Source organism: Fictibacillus sp. WQ 8-8, from assembly GCF_024494405.1.
Taxonomy (GTDB): domain Bacteria; phylum Bacillota; class Bacilli; order Bacillales; family Fictibacillaceae; genus Fictibacillus_C; species Fictibacillus_C marinisediminis.
The window spans coordinates 47,343-61,467 of sequence record NZ_JAMXKG010000013.1 but is presented as its reverse complement, the minus strand read 5'-3'; the positions used below and the strand labels follow the sequence as shown (position 1 = coordinate 61,467).

Below are 14,125 nucleotides of genomic sequence, written 5' to 3'. Positions count from 1 at the left end.
GAAACAGGATAAAACGTCCTGACCATACTCATTTTCGTGCAAATAGGGCATAAGAATGACATTTGCATCATTCCCATACCCAATTTTGCATGAAATGGAAACTTTTTTGTAAAATTAGACCAGTTTTTCTGGATTTAACAAGGAATCAGCTTCTTCTTCTGTAACATATCCCTTTTCCACAGCCACTTCTTTTACCGTCTTACCCGATTTATAGCTTTCTTTTGCTACCTCGGCTGCTTTTTCGTAGCCCGTTTTTGGATTTAGTGCTGTGGCAATCGCAAGGCTCTGTTCCATCAGTTCTCTGATCCGGCTTTCATTGGCTTCCAGTCCATTGATACAGCGATCGGTAAACACGCTCAATCCTGAAGACAGGATGGTGATGGAGTGAAGAAGGTTTAAGCCAATGACCGGCATCATCACGTTAATCTCAAGCTGGCTGCCGATTCCGGCAGTGGTGATGCATGTATCATTGCCGATGACCTGCGAACAGATCATGTACATGTTTTCAAGGATGACCGGATTTACTTTCCCCGGCATGATGGAAGAACCGGGCTGTACAGCGGGTAAAATGAGTTCTGAGATTCCTGTTCTCGGACCTGAACTGAGCAGGCGGAGGTCGGACGATATTTTTATAAGATGAATGGCTAGTTCCTTTAAATGGCCGCTGATCTGGATAGCTGCCCCGTTATTCTGCATAAAGCGGAAACGGTCAGTCGGTGCTTTAAATGGAAGGCCCGATCTGTCAGCAACCTCTTTGATGGCTCTTTCAGCATATTCCGGATGGGCGTTGATTCCCGTACCCACAGCATTTCCCCCAAGTCCGATCTCAAAGAGGAACGGTTCACTCTGTTTTAATGCATCATAAACTTTTTGCAGACTTTCCGCATACCCTCCAAAGGAATGGCCAAGCCGCATGGGAACCGCGTCCTGGAGGTGGGTCCTGCCTGATTTGATAATGTGGTGAAAATCTTTCTGTTTGTTTCTGAGCGCTTTAATCGTTTTTTCAAGTGCCGGGTATAAATTTTGATACAGCTCTTGTGCTGCGGCAATATTGATGGCCACATGGATCGTATCATTTGTTGACTGTGCCATGTTCACATGATCGTTCGGATGGACCTTGCTCCAGTCCCCTTTCGAACCGCCAAGAAGCTCTGAAGCCCTGCTGGCGATGACTTCATTGGCATTCATGTTCTGAGAGGTTCCTGCTCCCGCCTGATACGCATCAACGACAAATTGATCCTTCAGCCTGCCTTCCATTATCTCCTCTGCTGCCTGGATAATCGCGTTTGCCTGTTTTTCCTCAAGTTCACCGCAATCTCTATTTGCTGCAGCTGCACTCGCTTTAATAATCGCCTGCGCTTTTACAAAAGCGAACGGCAGCCTTTGCCCGCTGATCGGAAAGTTCTCGACCGCCCGCTGCGTTTGTGCTCCGTAATATGCCTCCTTGGGCACCTTCACTTCCCCGAGTGTATCCTTTGCAATCCGATATTCCGTCATGACCACATCTCCTCTCTATCGCGGTGCCTATCGCGGTGCCAGGCACCGCAATTACACACATGTCAAAGAGCTGTGCCTGGCACCCGCTTTTTGACCCGCATTTTGACCCTTTTTTTGACACCTTTATTACACATTCTCTGTATTCCCTTTTTTCCTTTTTTTTATGGTTTATCTTTTTGCGGAGCTGTCCATAATGATAAGACAGCATTCAATATTCCCCCTTTTTCTTTTGGCAGGCATGCCACCACATGCCTGTTCTTTTTTATCCATTTCTTATTCGGGCAGATCTCCCGAGCATACACGACGCAAACAAAAAAAGCCTCCCATGTGCAGAGACCTTGTACATCAATAGTATTATTCAGAAGATGCCCGGTTCGTCCTTTTTTTATGTAAGGCGATCACCCTGGCTGGAGATTTTTTAATTTTTCGGTGTTCCGTCCGGAAGCCTGCCTTTTTTTGTTTCATGAATGTTGCTTTTGAAATGGGACGGGGACGGGACCACGAAATAGACTCCGGATTTTTCCAGGAATCATGGGTGATCAGCTCGGTTTTGTAATAATAACAATTCCCGCTTAAGTATTCTTCACATATATATAATACGGTGTGTTTGCTATGCATCCGCTTTTCGCTCCATTTTTTGATACATTATCCCCTTTTTGATCCGCTTTATTCATGGAAAGAGCCTGAAGCTTAAGATCTTCAAGCCCTTCACTTCCTTATCTAAAGAACCACCATAAAGCTCCAACGATAAGGAGAAGTATAAATATGATAATCAAGACAGCCCATATCCAGCCCCAACCAAATCCAACGCCGCCGCCACCGCCGCCAACACCATAGCCGTAGCCATAGCCATAGTACGGATAACCGCCACCATAAGGATATGCCATATTACAAACCTCCTTCATCTGTTGCGTCCTACACACTAATAAAATATGTAAGTCCAGGGTAAAAAGGAATAGAGGCAAATGCGGATTTTGTGCCTGTTCAAGGAAATTATTTCTTTTGTAAACGAAATAAGATTGGACAAAATAAACGAGACGTAAAGATGATGGAGGAATGCAATGGAAACGAAAACTCAGCCGCTGCTTACTCCGGCATATCGGAAAAGAATAGGCGAACTCGACCTTTATTATGAAGATTACCCACACAGGAATCCTGACGCCCAAGTTTTGATCCTGATACACGGGTTTCTTTCTTCAACCATCAGTTTTCGGAAGCTAATTCCGCATTTAGCTGAAGATTATCATGTAGTTGCCATTGATCTGCCGGGATTCGGTAAGAGCGAAAAGTCAAAAACATTTACGTATTCACTGGCAAGCTACGGCAAGCTCGTTCTATCATTCATCAAAGAAATGGGCTGGAGAGATGTCGTACTGATCGGTCATTCCATGGGCGGCCAGGTGGCTCTTTATGCATCGCGGCAGGATGGAAAACTGATCAGTAAGCTCGTGCTCCTCGGCTGCTGCGGTTACATCAAACGGGCGCGGTCTACCATGATCTGCTGCTCCTATCTCCCTTTTTTCTCCTGGGGATTAAAGAGATGGGTTCTAAAAAAAGATCTTCGCAATAATTTAAGCGGTGTCCTTCACAACATTGATCTCGTAACAGAAGACATGATCAAGGAATACCGGGCACAATTTTTAGAAGACGGTTTTTTTGACAGCTTGATTCGCCTGCTCCGACACCGTGAAGGAGATTTAAAACCATTTGAACTGAATACAATTGTCCATCCCATTCTGCTCATTCACGGCAATGATGATAAAGTCATCCCCCTCACTACGGGAAAAAGACTTCACAGTGATTTAAAAAATTCAAGACTCATCGTCTATAAAGATGCCGGACACCTCATCATGGAGGAAAAACCGTTAGACTTGGCAAGAGACATCAAACAATTCATCTCCAGCGAAAAAGAAGCGCTTCAGACCTCCGTCTGAGCGCTTCTCGTTTTATTCGTTGTTTTCCCTGCTTTTCATCATCTGCTGCCAGACCGAACCTGCAGCTTCTTCCCCGCTCTGAATGCGTTCAAGCGCAATCTTTGCCTGGAGACGGACTTCAAACTCTGGATCGTCTTCTGCGTCTTCCAATGCCGGTATGGCCGTTTCGTCCCCTACTTCAAACAAGAATCGTGCAGCGCGCCAGCGGACCAGTTTATTTTTGTCATTGAGTGCTTCACACATGGCAGGAATCGCACTCGGATTCCCAAGGTCGGATAAACAGTCTCCTGCCGTTCGGCGAACCGCGACATTTTTATCTTTTAACCCGGCATAAAGCAGCGGAAGAACCGCTTCATCTTCAATCATGCCAAGATAAACGACAGCCAGGCGCCGGATCGAAGGCTTCGGATCCTTCAGTGCCTGCTTTAACACCATAATATCGTTGACCGTCGGGTTCATGCGTTCTAAAGCCGCATAACGGGTCTGCCAATCTTCATCCTGCATCTTTTCGGCAACTTCAGTTGTAGATACTTCTTCTTTCGGCGCTTCTTTCCCGGATTCCATGGAGAAAGCCTGCTTCACAAGCTTCTGAATCCGTTCTTCATCATAAGCGGCGGAGATTTCCTCGACGACTTCTTGTCCGATCTGTTCAAATGTTCCGTAGCGAACACCCTGCTCTTCCCATTTCCGTTCCATGACCAGGTTATCTGATGCTTTTTGAGCTTCGAGCGCCGCATTCATAAACCGCTCTGGAAGGCCTGCGCGCCGTTCTTCATTTTCGGTTTTCAGTTTTACTTGCATCGGCAAGCCTCTGAACATTTGAATGAGAACTGTAATTTCCAGGTACTCGTCTTCCTTTTTCTCCTGTCCGGACGCTTCAGAGAGCTGGTCGTCCGAATCCCCGAATACTTCACGGACGCCTGCCAATACATCTTCCCAATCTGCTCTTGGATGACGGTCAAGTGCAATAAAATCTGCCACATGGTAAACGCTTTTCACGCCCTCCACCTTAAAGATTTCTTTAATATAATCAGGTGCATCATCAAGGTTTTCCTTCGTGTAGTTGTAGCGCTCGTTACCCGGCAGTGCTTCGTCCATATTAATTTTCATGGAGTTCGGACTTGGTGTCGGTTCAATGCCTTTAATCTTCAATACACTCACCCCTTATATCAGATCGTGTTCTTTTATATACGAAAGCATTTTCTCTTTCTCCCGGTCGGTAAACTTGTATTCACAGTCGACCCCTTCGTCATGAACAATAAAATCCTGTACCTCGCCATCACGATCGAACACAACGAGTGCACTCGGATCATAAAGATCACCAGGGAGTTTCGTCTCCGCTGACAAATCAAAATTCAGGTACACATTGATCCAATGCTCACCCTTCATTACTTCCGGATAAAAAGCGGTAAAATCCGCTTCAAAATAATTTTGAAATCCATACTTATACATAATGTTCCCCCGTATTGGCTCTATCTTCTTTTTTATTATAAACAATCGGAGGAAAGGAAACAAAGATGGCGGTTGTAGCAAAGGAGAGTTTTCAGGTAATGCTGTTATCTCTGGCTGCCGTTTACATAACTAGGTTTTGGCGGGTATTTAGGAGAATTTGGCGGGTAAACTCCCTGTTTTGGCGGGTAAATGCTTCATTTCGGCTTGTAAATGTATTCCGAGTCCTCGATCTGAATTGAAAAAACGTAAAAAGAGACGATTTCAGCCCGAAAATCATTCGGCTCAACCATCATCTCTTCATTCACATTATATTTCTCTCAATACCGCACGCACAGGACTGCCATCCGCATCCTTTAACGGCAGCGGCAGCGCGATTAGCTCATATTCTCCTGGCTCCACATCATCAAGGACGATACCTTCCAGGATATTAATGCCGTTTTGAAGCAAGGCATGGTGTGCAGGAAGCGCTTTGCTGTCGAGGACATCTACAGACGGCACATCAACTCCGATAAGCCTCACACCTTTTTCTGATAAAAAAGCAGCCAGCTTTTCATCTAGATAGGTGATCTTTTCCGGAAACACGGTTCTGTCCTGCCAAGAGCCTGTTTTCAGCAGCACACGCTCCGCTCCATCCAGCGGTTGATCCTCCAAATCCTCTGGAGCGATGACCTCTTTGCCCGTAACATCTATCACTATTGCTCTGCCGGCATAAATTTCAAGATCCAGCTCCAGTACCAGTTTTCCTTCACTATCAAAGTGATACGGCGCATCAATATGGGTGCCGGTGTGCGTGCTCATTTCCACTTTACCGACATTCACGGATCCTGATTCTGTTTTCGTCCAGGCTAAATCAAACGAGTACGGGGTGTCCCCCGGCCAGGTCGGAACGGACGAGGTCAAAGGCATGGAGATATCGATCAGTTTTCCAGCCATTATGCAATCACCTCTCTTACGTTTGAAAACTTTTCATACTGCTTCTCAACCATGATTTTTTTTAGCCGCTGAACCGCTTTATGTACATCTTCAAAAGAGGTATAAAGTGCAACAGGAGCGAGGCGGATCACATTCGGTGCACGGAAATCCGGCACGATGCCGTTCTCTTTTAAACTTTTACAGATTCTCGCTGCTTCGTCATGCTCCAGGCAAACATGGCCACCGCGACGTATATCATCCCTCGGATTTCCGATCGTAAATCCAAAGCCAGCAAGTTCGGTTTCAATCAGCTCCATCATATAGCGTGTCAGATTAAGAGATTTTTCTCTTAGCCGGTCCATTCCCGCTTCCTCAAAAATTTCAAGGGAACCGATTAATGGTGCCGTGCTTAACACGTGCGGGGTGCCGATCTGAAAGGCTCCCGCAGTATCCGCCGCCACGAAGTCATGGTTCATGTCAAACTGTTTATCTTTATTGGAACCGAACCACCCGGCTAGTCCAGGCTCTTTTCCAAAATGTTTAGCATTAATATAGAGTCCCGCAACACTGCCAGGTCCTGCGTTCAAATATTTATAGTTGCACCAGAAAGCAAAGTCAACATTCCATTCCGAAAGTTTATGAGGCACTGCCCCAATGGAATGGCATAAATCAAAACCGATCAATATTCCGCGCTTGTGGGCCTCATCCGTTAAGCGTTTCATGTCAAGCAGCTGCCCGCTTCGGTAGAGCACGGAGGGCAGCACAATAAGAGCTACTTTATCCGTCATAGCCTTGATGATGTCCTCTTCTTCAATCAGCCTGCCATCACGGCTTTTCACTCTGATCAGATGCTGGCCAGGGTCCAAACTTCTTAAAGCCAGCTGGCTTTTCAGTGCATAAATATCTGAGGGAAAGGTCAGCTCATCGGCTAAAATTTTCGTTTTTGATCCTGAAGGTTTAAAAAAAGTGGATGTGAGCTGATGGAGGTTTCCAGTGGTGGATCCGGTAATAATGACTTCCTCCGGGTTTGCCCCAATTAGTGGCGACAATTTCTTCCCTAGTTCCTCGCTAAGTGTATACCATGGATGCTTTCCAGCCATCCAGCCATCAATACCGCATTCCTTCCAGTCATTTAGCGACTCCAACAGTGATTTCTCAGCTCTTTTCGACAAAAGCCCCAGCGAATTGCCGTCCAAATATAACACGCCTTTTTTTAAATAGAATTCGTTCTTAAAGTTTTTCAGAAAATCTTTTTCGTCCAATTCTTTCCATTTTCCTAGTTCCATCACTCATTCACCCCGTTTTTGCTCTCTCTATTCATCTTAAACAATTCAGGGGAAAGCATCAATGCAAACGCTTACTTTTCAATAATATTACAGTTATGTAACAGCCAAATTATGACAGATTCCTAAAGAATGAGATACTATAATAAAATTGTGAGTTAAGCACTAGTAATTGGTTAAAATTGTATTTATTAAGTGACTGTCGGAATGCCACCCTCCAGTTAAAGGGCAAACATCGCTGAAAAGCATGGACGCAAAATCACAGGTCTAAGGTGAGTAACTATGATGGCTGGATTACCTGGAAAACCACCAATTTCAGGAGGGAAACATGGAAACCGTAAAAAAAACAGAGCTTGATCGTGAATGGGTAGCATTACTATTACAAGCCAAAAAGCAAGGTTTAAGCTTGGAGGAAATCCGTAGCTATCTTCAAAAAACGTACATACCATCAAATGAGCGAATATTTAAAGCGACATCGATCTGAAGTCGCTTTTGGTCTATTTACAGCCTATCGTCCCTAAATGTATAATAGAAGCAAAATTTGTAGTAAAAAAGAGGGATTAACGTGATTGGTGAACTTGTAAAAAAATATCGCAAAGAAAAAGGTCTATCTCTATCCGCACTAGCAGAACGAGCAGGTATCGCCAAATCCTATCTCAGCTCCCTTGAGCGAAATATACAAACCAATCCTTCTGTACAGCTGCTTGAAAAGCTGGCAGCCGTCCTGGATATTCCTGTTGAAAAATTGCTGAATGAAAAAGCTGAGGTCAATGAGGCGGAGCTGGATTATGAATGGGCAGAGCTCGTAAAGGAAGCTATGGAGTCTGGTGTCAGCAAAGACCAGTTTAAAGAATTTCTTGAATTCAACAAATGGAAAAATAAAAATCAAAGCTAAAAAACCGATGCCTTTTATGGCGCCGGTTTTTTCATACTGAAACATCGATGATCGGAACAAGTTCTTTAAATTGATAATGTCCGATATTGGCAGTGGATAGAGGTTCTCTCTTCTCCCACTTCAATATTTGTTTTTTTACATAATCAAAAGGGGCTCTTCCTCTTAGCTCATCATTAATAAAAATTTCACAGATGTTGCGGCCCATGTACACGACCTTTACTTTATTCCCCGCTGCTTCACATAAATAGACTCCATTTTCAAGGCGAATCATTTCGCTTCATCATCCTTTGTCTGCTGTTTCCAGCTTTCATACCGTATAAACGTACGGATTTCCTCCTGATTAATTCCCATTTCCTTTGCCTGAATGACGAGTTCCATCCACTCCTGGTCCAATGGATCTGCTTCTAGATTAATGACTTTTTCCACAGGCACCTCCAGGGCTTTCGCCAGCTTTTTAATCATATGCGCGGACGGGTTGTTTTTATGATTTTCTATGCTGCTCAAGTATCCTTTAGAGATTCCAGCCATCTCAGCAAGCCTTGTCACACTGTGGCCTTTCTCCATCCGGATCCTCTTAATCTGTGTTCCTAATTTCCTCACGATCACCGACTTCCTTTGCTGGTTAACAACCTTTCCTCAATTAACTTGGCCTTGACAATATACCGGTGTGTCGGGTGTTTGAACGGATGACAGGTTATTAACGTGATGATGTTTTCATTTTTACTGCTATGTAAGACTGATAGGTCTGCTGGTTTGACGATTTTTTTGGCGATCATCCGGTAGATCAGCTTTTCTTTTTTGGTTTCAATCGTGATAAGGTCTCCGGTTTTCACTTCTGTCAGCCGATTGAATTGCTTGCCGTACGTATAGCTTCGGTGGGCTGCGATCGCCGCATTTCCTTCTTCACCGATTGGAGTGGTGCCGGAAATGTGTCCTGCTGCAATCTTCATGTTGGATAGGCTGGCTCCTTCCAAGATCGGCAAGCGGAGATGAATTCTTTTAATTTCAAGAGTTCCGAGCAAGCTGTTCGGTAAGGGGTCTTTCCTGGCCGGTTTGGTTTCTTTTTTCGTTGCAGTAAGAACAGGACCCAGCTTTTTATAGCTGCTGACTGCCTGTTTGGTTGGCGGGTGATCCCATGATTGAAGTAAGTGGTTTTCCTTGTTCGTATAATAGTAGTTTTTTAGTTTTGGGTAACACATCGTAATGATGCCTGTGAGTATAAGTAGATATGCGATCCACTTCATCACTCAGTCCTTTTGAAAAGGATTGGGAATGATGGATTTCTTCATGAGGAGCAAAATAAGACCGGATGAAAAGATAAAGAATCCTAGAATGATAATTGGATAAGGACTTGTTTCACCTGTTTTCGGTAATGTAGATATGTCTGGGTTGCTTGATGGCGGATCAGTATGTTTTGACGGCGGTGTGTTGTTGTCTGTTGTGGTGTCATCTTGATCGGTTGGTGGACTCGTATCAGAATCGCCTGTTAACAAGACAAGTTCAAATTCTGTCTTCAGCCCCTGAAATTCATTGCCTGATTCCCAGGGAAATGAGATGGTTGCAGTAAGCTCTTCTTCTTTACGCGGTTCAAGTTTTCGTGGTTTCAATTTATGAAATTGACTCAGTGGTCCATCAAATAGAACAATAGATTTGTCTTTTAACAAAAGATGGAGCTGGTTGTAGAGTTTCTTTGAATCTTTCTTGTATTGAGCTCTCGAACTATACGAAAAAGGAACGTTGCCTTTATTTTTTAAAACAATCGTTCGAGTGGCAGAATCTCCCGGTTTCATGTTGTTAACATTGAATAGGGATCCGGAAGGGGATGTGGCAAGGTCAATTTTTACAGATGTCTTAGAAGCCCCTGTATTGCCTACTGGGTAAATAATGACGATTGTTAGCAAAATAATGGAATAAATTAGAACCAGCTTGAAAGCAGTTAGGTTTGTCTTCAATATTCTCCCACCTTCTGCAAGAGGCTAGATTAACTATTTAATAAAAATTAATTTTGAAAAAAAAAGGTGAGATTTTCTCACCTTTTTTTCAAATGACCAACCTATTTATCTAGCTTCACCATTACCTTGTTGTGCATTAAATTTCCAAGTAAGTGATAAGGAGTCTCCTTGGAATTTGTTTTGATCCTGATTATTATCAACAAAAGTAAACATTACATAGAATGTATCTTTTGTCATAGCTTTTAGTCCGCTCTTCTCTCCACGGAACCAGCCTTTTTCAACAGCATCTGGATCATTCATATTTTTTAGATCAGCAAGCGTTGTACTGTAAATAACATCATTAATTTTGTCAGCATTGTACAAGAAGTCAACTTTAATGTGTTTACCGAAATCTTCTCCTGCATTATCTCCTTTAGCATCCACTACAGAATAAGTGGTATCTAACAATACTTTTTTGATGTCAAGAGTACCATCATTTCTTAAGTCGAAAGAACGAATCATAAAATCTCCCGGTTTTAAATTACCAACGTTGATAACAGTACTAGGGTCTGTATTGATATCAAGAGTACCGGCTGCAAATGTGCTTGTTGCCTGAGCTGAATCACTGAAAAACGCATAAGTCCCCCCACCTACTAAAGACAATCCTAATGCTGCTGAAGCTACCCCTAAACCTAATTTCTTTTTCAAACTCATTTTAATTTTCCTCCCTATCCCCATTTCAATGGGTATGTAGTGTTTTTTATATTGAACCTGCAAAGATTTTTCTCTGCAGAGTTGCAACCATTAATTGCTTGCTGGCGGCGGTGTATCTTCTTTTTTTGTTACTTCCACTTCCCTTATGGCTTTCCAGATGGTGAGCACAGAGTAGATGAGAAGAAGAATTCCGGGAACGATCATCAATAAAGTGGTTCCTTTTTGGGATTGAGCAAATTCCATCCCGTATCCCACATAAGGAACGGTGAACCCTTTGTATTGTGCGACTACATTGTTGGCAAGCACTGGCTCCAAGTCAGGGGCATCATTGTTATCGCCCTTTGTTACATAACTTGTGTTCGCCCCGCTGCCTTTTACTTTGTAAATCCTGTGGGTAATCAATTTATCTTCAGAAGCCTTGAAGGTGATGACGTCGCCTTTTTTGAAGCGGGTCATGTCTCCTCCTGGCTTAACTGCTATGATTGAGCCTGTATGGATACCTGGTTCCATTGATCCTGATAAGACTGTTTTTAGTTGATATCCCAGAAAGTTAGGAGTTCCTCCTGATGCTTTTGACGAGATGACTACAAATCCCATAAACAATAGAGTTGCAAATAATACAGTTGTAACAATATTACTTAGCCATTTTTTAATTTTGATTGTCTTCATTACTATCACCTTCCTTTGGTTCTGGAACTGCCACTTTTTGATCTATCGATTTTTGCTCGGCATCTTTATTTACATTTTCTTTGTCCTGTTCAGCTTCATTGGTGTTACTATCTGTTGCTGGGTCAGGTTCTTTCGTTTCATCCTTAGCTTCCGCGGGCTTTTCAGCTGGTTTTTCCTCTGTTTTGTCTTTTCCTGAATCGTCAGATGCCGGTTTTTGTTCCTTTTCTGTCTCGTTCTCTACATTTTCTTTTTTGGCATCTTTATTTTCATCTTTACTTTTATCTTCCTCAGTATTTTGTTGGCTGCATCCAGTTACAGTAATGCCATCACTCCAAAGTTCTCCGTTACCCGGATGTCCTGGTCTCTGGAACGCTTTAAACATATAAACGCCATTTTTCGTTGGTAAATATGTAAGGGTTTCTTTTTGGTTCTTCGTTAGGGCATCCATTTGTCCGGTGTCGACTTTATTGCCACCCTTTGGATTTCCTTTTTCAGCCCACCAAACTTCGTATTTAACGGGGCCTTGCATTATTTCACCCTTATTTACTATTACAGCGCTAATGTTGCTGCATGAAGAATCTTTAGAGGCAGATAGAAACTCCAGTGAGCTTTTATCCCACTTCCCATCATCGGTCTCCCAGGTCCCGGCCTGTATAGTTCCGCTAACATTTGATGTATCATTAAAGTAGGCATTTGTAGTTCCGGTCAGGCCGTAAAGGGAGTACATGAGTGAATAAAAAATAATGCCAACTTGTAAACTTAGAACAAATACCCAATTCTTTTTTCTGAATTTCCTCAGCCGTTTGCTTCTGATGTTGTCTCCCTCCTTTTCCTAAGGACTTAGACGTTTCTGAGAACCTTGTAGTTCTTTTTAACGAACAACTTGTGTTCAGTATAGAACGAATTTACTATTTAAAAAACCTGTAAATTTGGTTATTTTTGTTCTTTTTAACGTACAAATGACCTAGTTATCTTCATAAATCGCTCGTTTTCTTAATTTTTCGTTATTTTTAAAGAACAAATCGTTCATTTTATAGAACGAATGTGATTTTGCTCTTGAAATCCCTGCTCAATCGCCTAGTATGGAGGTAGGAGGAAACGCTTACTATGAAAAAAATAACAATCATTTCAAGTATCTGTGTTGTCATTTTGCTGCTGGTCCTTATTCCTGTTCTAAAAAACAAACCGGCTCAGGAAAGCAAAACGGAGCCTGCAAGCAGCGAGAGGCAAAATAAGGACAGCATTAAAAAAACAACGGATAAACCGCCAAAAAAGACGGAACCTCAAGAAACCGTCCATACGGCTACGATCGGCGCGGTTGGGGATATTCTCATTCATGACCGGGTATACAATAAAGCGAAAAAACGTGACGGGTCCTATGACTTTAATCCGATGCTGAAAGAGGTAAAACCCTATTTGGAGAAGCCGGATATTACGGTGGCAAATCAGGAGACAATGATTGGCGGGGAAAAGCTCGGTTTATCGTCCTATCCTTCCTTCAATTCGCCTCAGGAAGTCGGGGATGCACTGAAGAAGAACGGTGTGGATCTGGTCACGATTGCGAACAACCATACACTGGATCGTGGAGAGAAAGCCATTTTAAGCGCGATCAACCATTGGAACGAGATTGGCATGCCGTATACAGGTGCTTTTCAATCATCCAAGGATCAAAGGATCATCCGTATTCTGAAGCGAAAACAGATCACCTTTTCTTTTTTGAGCTATACCTTTGGAACGAACGGCATCCCTGTACCTAAGGGCAAACCGTATCTTGTTAACCTGATCGATGTGAAGAAGATGAAAGCAGACCTTCATCAGGCAGAAAAAATTTCTGATGTTGTGGTGATCAGTCTCCACTTTGGGAACGAATACGAGAGGATGCCAAATGAGACACAAAAAGAACTTGTCCAGATGGCAGCGGATTCAGGAGCAGATATCATCATCGGGCATCATCCTCACGTGCTTCAGCCGGTTTCCTGGATAAAGAAAAAGAACGGAGAGCGGGCATTCGCAGCATATTCTCTTGGCAACTTTTTTTCCGGACAGACAGGCCCTTATAAAAACATCGGGGGTATGATGGATATCAAGGTGAAGAAGATTCAAAGAGGAAATAACGTTAAAATTGAGCTTGAAAACCCTGCATTTCTTCCCACCTGGGTTGACCGATCATGGCATGTTCATCCGATGCAGGACGTAAAAACGCAGAAAAAACAGTATCGTGAAATAAAAAAACATATGAACCAATATGTGCCTGAACTGCAGTTTTCATTTTAATAAAAAAAGGAGACCCGGTCTGATCTTAACTTCACCCCTATAAAATTGGGGGAAGATCAGGCTAGGGTCTCCTTTTTATGCTTCGCCTTTTGATTTCGGGCTCTTTGTATCGCGCTTTGGAATATCATCTGCGAACTTATCGTCAGAGAACTCTACGTCTGTCATGCTTTCTGTCGGGGTTTGATTGTTCTTGGCGGCAGCATCTTTGGAATGTTTTCTTTTAGCCATCTGGTATCGTTCCTCCTTTTAAATTCCTATATAGTGTGTGAAGAAATGGAGGATCTGATTCCAAAAGAAAAAGCATTCCGAGTAGGAACGCTAATCGCCAATGGCTTTGCTGACACAATGGTCGCAAACGGCTATTTGTCTTTCTTCCCAGCTGATAAGCTCATTGTTGCAAACCATGCAATGCTCGGACTGCATAGCCCGTTGATCTCCTTGCTGGTTTTCTTCGTTCACAAAGTCCATGATGGAATCCGCCTCCTTCTCCCCTAGTATATTCAAAAAAGAAGACTGCTTATTCTATACTATTGTTTGATATTTCTGACAAAATTCCTGCTTCTT

The 14,125-nt window shown here is 43.1% G+C and carries 20 protein-coding genes and 1 riboswitch; of the genes, 4 read left to right on the top strand and 16 right to left on the bottom strand.

Going from position 1 to position 14,125, the window contains the following annotated elements; translation table 11 throughout:
- Positions 1 to 114 precede the first annotated feature (114 nt).
- The 3 genes from M1K46_RS20755 to M1K46_RS20745 form a co-directional block, all read right to left on the bottom strand.
- Entirely contained in the window at positions 115 to 1,497 is a 1,383-nt protein-coding gene (locus M1K46_RS20755; protein ID WP_256227527.1) for a class II fumarate hydratase, read from the bottom strand.
- 354 nt (positions 1,498 to 1,851) lie between these two features.
- Positions 1,852 to 2,115 carry a hypothetical protein gene (locus tag M1K46_RS20750; RefSeq protein ID WP_053357350.1) on the bottom strand — a complete coding sequence of 88 codons (264 nt, stop codon included), beginning with the start codon at positions 2,113 to 2,115 and terminating at the stop codon, positions 1,852 to 1,854.
- Positions 2,116 to 2,213: 98 nt separating this feature from the next.
- Positions 2,214 to 2,384, bottom strand: a complete 171-nt coding sequence (locus tag M1K46_RS20745; protein ID WP_082316162.1) for a sporulation protein YjcZ — start codon at positions 2,382 to 2,384, stop codon at positions 2,214 to 2,216.
- A 174-nt stretch (positions 2,385 to 2,558) separates the two neighbouring features.
- On the opposite strand from M1K46_RS20745, the gene M1K46_RS20740 reads away from it, so the two are divergent.
- Positions 2,559 to 3,431 (top strand): alpha/beta fold hydrolase, encoded by an 873-nt coding sequence (locus M1K46_RS20740; protein ID WP_256227526.1) that lies wholly within the window; start codon positions 2,559 to 2,561, stop codon positions 3,429 to 3,431.
- A gap of 12 nt (positions 3,432 to 3,443) precedes the next feature.
- On the opposite strand, the gene M1K46_RS20735 is transcribed toward M1K46_RS20740, so the two are convergent.
- The 4 genes from M1K46_RS20735 to kynU all read right to left on the bottom strand — a co-directional run bounded on the left by M1K46_RS20735 (position 3,444) and on the right by kynU (position 7,081).
- Complete coding sequence (locus tag M1K46_RS20735; RefSeq protein WP_256227525.1) at positions 3,444 to 4,583, bottom strand: conserved virulence factor C family protein; 1,140 nt, start codon at positions 4,581 to 4,583, stop codon at positions 3,444 to 3,446.
- Between the two features lie 12 nt (positions 4,584 to 4,595).
- Positions 4,596 to 4,883, bottom strand: a complete 288-nt coding sequence (locus M1K46_RS20730; RefSeq protein WP_062233283.1) for a hypothetical protein — start codon at positions 4,881 to 4,883, stop codon at positions 4,596 to 4,598.
- Positions 4,884 to 5,189: 306 nt separating this feature from the next.
- A complete protein-coding gene (gene kynB / locus M1K46_RS20725; RefSeq protein WP_256227524.1) occupies positions 5,190 to 5,816 on the bottom strand; it encodes an arylformamidase in 627 nt (208 codons plus the stop codon).
- Positions 5,816 to 7,081, bottom strand: coding sequence for a kynureninase (kynU, locus tag M1K46_RS20720; RefSeq protein ID WP_256227523.1), 1,266 nt, complete (start codon positions 7,079 to 7,081; stop codon positions 5,816 to 5,818). The genes kynB and kynU overlap by 1 nt, the downstream gene beginning before the upstream one ends.
- 214 nt (positions 7,082 to 7,295) lie before the next feature.
- A riboswitch (cyclic di-GMP riboswitch) is annotated at positions 7,296 to 7,380 on the top strand.
- A 26-nt stretch (positions 7,381 to 7,406) separates the two neighbouring features.
- On the opposite strand from kynU, the gene M1K46_RS20715 reads away from it, so the two are divergent.
- Both M1K46_RS20715 and M1K46_RS20710 read left to right on the top strand, forming a co-directional pair.
- Positions 7,407 to 7,562 carry an anti-repressor SinI family protein gene (locus M1K46_RS20715; RefSeq protein WP_256227522.1) on the top strand — a complete coding sequence of 52 codons (156 nt, stop codon included), beginning with the start codon at positions 7,407 to 7,409 and terminating at the stop codon, positions 7,560 to 7,562.
- Between the two features lie 81 nt (positions 7,563 to 7,643).
- Positions 7,644 to 7,973, top strand: a complete 330-nt coding sequence (locus M1K46_RS20710; RefSeq protein ID WP_062233274.1) for a helix-turn-helix domain-containing protein — start codon at positions 7,644 to 7,646, stop codon at positions 7,971 to 7,973.
- Positions 7,974 to 8,004: 31 nt separating this feature from the next.
- Here the strand turns inward: M1K46_RS20710 and M1K46_RS20705 are convergent, their stop codons facing one another.
- From M1K46_RS20705 to tapA, 7 genes are all read right to left on the bottom strand, one after another.
- Positions 8,005 to 8,244, bottom strand: a complete 240-nt coding sequence (locus tag M1K46_RS20705) for a hypothetical protein (protein ID WP_256227521.1) — start codon at positions 8,242 to 8,244, stop codon at positions 8,005 to 8,007.
- Positions 8,241 to 8,573: a helix-turn-helix domain-containing protein gene (locus tag M1K46_RS25780; protein ID WP_256227520.1), complete on the bottom strand. Its 333-nt coding sequence runs from the start codon at positions 8,571 to 8,573 to the stop codon at positions 8,241 to 8,243. The genes M1K46_RS20705 and M1K46_RS25780 overlap by 4 nt, the downstream gene beginning before the upstream one ends.
- Positions 8,574 to 8,575: 2 nt before the next feature.
- Positions 8,576 to 9,217, bottom strand: a complete 642-nt coding sequence (locus M1K46_RS20695; protein ID WP_256227519.1) for a class D sortase — start codon at positions 9,215 to 9,217, stop codon at positions 8,576 to 8,578.
- 3 nt (positions 9,218 to 9,220) lie between these two features.
- The gene (locus M1K46_RS20690) at positions 9,221 to 9,925 is read right to left on the bottom strand and encodes an LPXTG cell wall anchor domain-containing protein (protein WP_256227518.1); all 705 of its coding nucleotides are present in this window, start codon (positions 9,923 to 9,925) and stop codon (positions 9,221 to 9,223) included.
- A gap of 105 nt (positions 9,926 to 10,030) precedes the next feature.
- Positions 10,031 to 10,618, bottom strand: coding sequence for a CalY family protein (locus tag M1K46_RS20685; RefSeq protein WP_256227517.1), 588 nt, complete (start codon positions 10,616 to 10,618; stop codon positions 10,031 to 10,033).
- 90 nt (positions 10,619 to 10,708) lie between these two features.
- The gene (sipW, locus tag M1K46_RS20680; protein ID WP_256227516.1) at positions 10,709 to 11,287 is read right to left on the bottom strand and encodes a signal peptidase I SipW; all 579 of its coding nucleotides are present in this window, start codon (positions 11,285 to 11,287) and stop codon (positions 10,709 to 10,711) included.
- The gene (gene tapA, locus M1K46_RS20675; RefSeq protein WP_256227548.1) at positions 11,268 to 12,086 is read right to left on the bottom strand and encodes an amyloid fiber anchoring/assembly protein TapA; all 819 of its coding nucleotides are present in this window, start codon (positions 12,084 to 12,086) and stop codon (positions 11,268 to 11,270) included. Before tapA ends, sipW begins: the two co-directional genes overlap by 20 nt.
- 308 nt (positions 12,087 to 12,394) lie before the next feature.
- On the opposite strand from tapA, the gene M1K46_RS20670 reads away from it, so the two are divergent.
- Positions 12,395 to 13,561, top strand: a complete 1,167-nt coding sequence (locus M1K46_RS20670) for a CapA family protein (protein WP_256227515.1) — start codon at positions 12,395 to 12,397, stop codon at positions 13,559 to 13,561.
- 75 nt (positions 13,562 to 13,636) lie between these two features.
- On the opposite strand, the gene M1K46_RS20665 is transcribed toward M1K46_RS20670, so the two are convergent.
- Together M1K46_RS20665 and M1K46_RS20660 are read right to left on the bottom strand one after the other, a co-directional pair.
- A complete protein-coding gene (locus M1K46_RS20665; protein ID WP_156316334.1) occupies positions 13,637 to 13,789 on the bottom strand; it encodes a hypothetical protein in 153 nt (50 codons plus the stop codon).
- Between the two features lie 90 nt (positions 13,790 to 13,879).
- On the bottom strand, positions 13,880 to 14,029 hold the full coding sequence (locus M1K46_RS20660; RefSeq protein WP_248253621.1) for a hypothetical protein: 150 nt from the start codon (positions 14,027 to 14,029) through the stop codon (positions 13,880 to 13,882).
- Positions 14,030 to 14,125 lie beyond the last annotated feature (96 nt).

Bases quoted from the DNA above. Each gene is read 5' to 3' on its own strand.
- M1K46_RS20695 (WP_256227519.1), bottom strand. From the start codon at position 9,217: ATGAAGTGGATCGCATATCTACTTATACTCACAGGCATCATTACGATG.
- M1K46_RS20730 (WP_062233283.1), bottom strand. From the start codon at position 4,883: ATGTATAAGTATGGATTTCAAAATTATTTTGAAGCGGATTTTACCGCT.
- M1K46_RS20660 (WP_248253621.1), bottom strand. From the start codon at position 14,029: ATGGACTTTGTGAACGAAGAAAACCAGCAAGGAGATCAACGGGCTATG.
- M1K46_RS20705 (WP_256227521.1), bottom strand. From the start codon at position 8,244: ATGATTCGCCTTGAAAATGGAGTCTATTTATGTGAAGCAGCGGGGAAT.
- sipW (WP_256227516.1), bottom strand. From the start codon at position 11,287: ATGAAGACAATCAAAATTAAAAAATGGCTAAGTAATATTGTTACAACT.
- kynU (WP_256227523.1), bottom strand. From the start codon at position 7,081: ATGGAACTAGGAAAATGGAAAGAATTGGACGAAAAAGATTTTCTGAAA.
- M1K46_RS20670 (WP_256227515.1), top strand. From the start codon at position 12,395: ATGAAAAAAATAACAATCATTTCAAGTATCTGTGTTGTCATTTTGCTG.
- M1K46_RS20755 (WP_256227527.1), bottom strand. From the start codon at position 1,497: ATGACGGAATATCGGATTGCAAAGGATACACTCGGGGAAGTGAAGGTG.
- M1K46_RS20740 (WP_256227526.1), top strand. From the start codon at position 2,559: ATGGAAACGAAAACTCAGCCGCTGCTTACTCCGGCATATCGGAAAAGA.
- M1K46_RS20750 (WP_053357350.1), bottom strand. From the start codon at position 2,115: ATGCATAGCAAACACACCGTATTATATATATGTGAAGAATACTTAAGC.
- M1K46_RS20685 (WP_256227517.1), bottom strand. From the start codon at position 10,618: ATGAGTTTGAAAAAGAAATTAGGTTTAGGGGTAGCTTCAGCAGCATTA.
- M1K46_RS20745 (WP_082316162.1), bottom strand. From the start codon at position 2,384: ATGGCATATCCTTATGGTGGCGGTTATCCGTACTATGGCTATGGCTAC.
- M1K46_RS20665 (WP_156316334.1), bottom strand. From the start codon at position 13,789: ATGGCTAAAAGAAAACATTCCAAAGATGCTGCCGCCAAGAACAATCAA.
- M1K46_RS20715 (WP_256227522.1), top strand. From the start codon at position 7,407: ATGGAAACCGTAAAAAAAACAGAGCTTGATCGTGAATGGGTAGCATTA.
- kynB (WP_256227524.1), bottom strand. From the start codon at position 5,816: ATGGCTGGAAAACTGATCGATATCTCCATGCCTTTGACCTCGTCCGTT.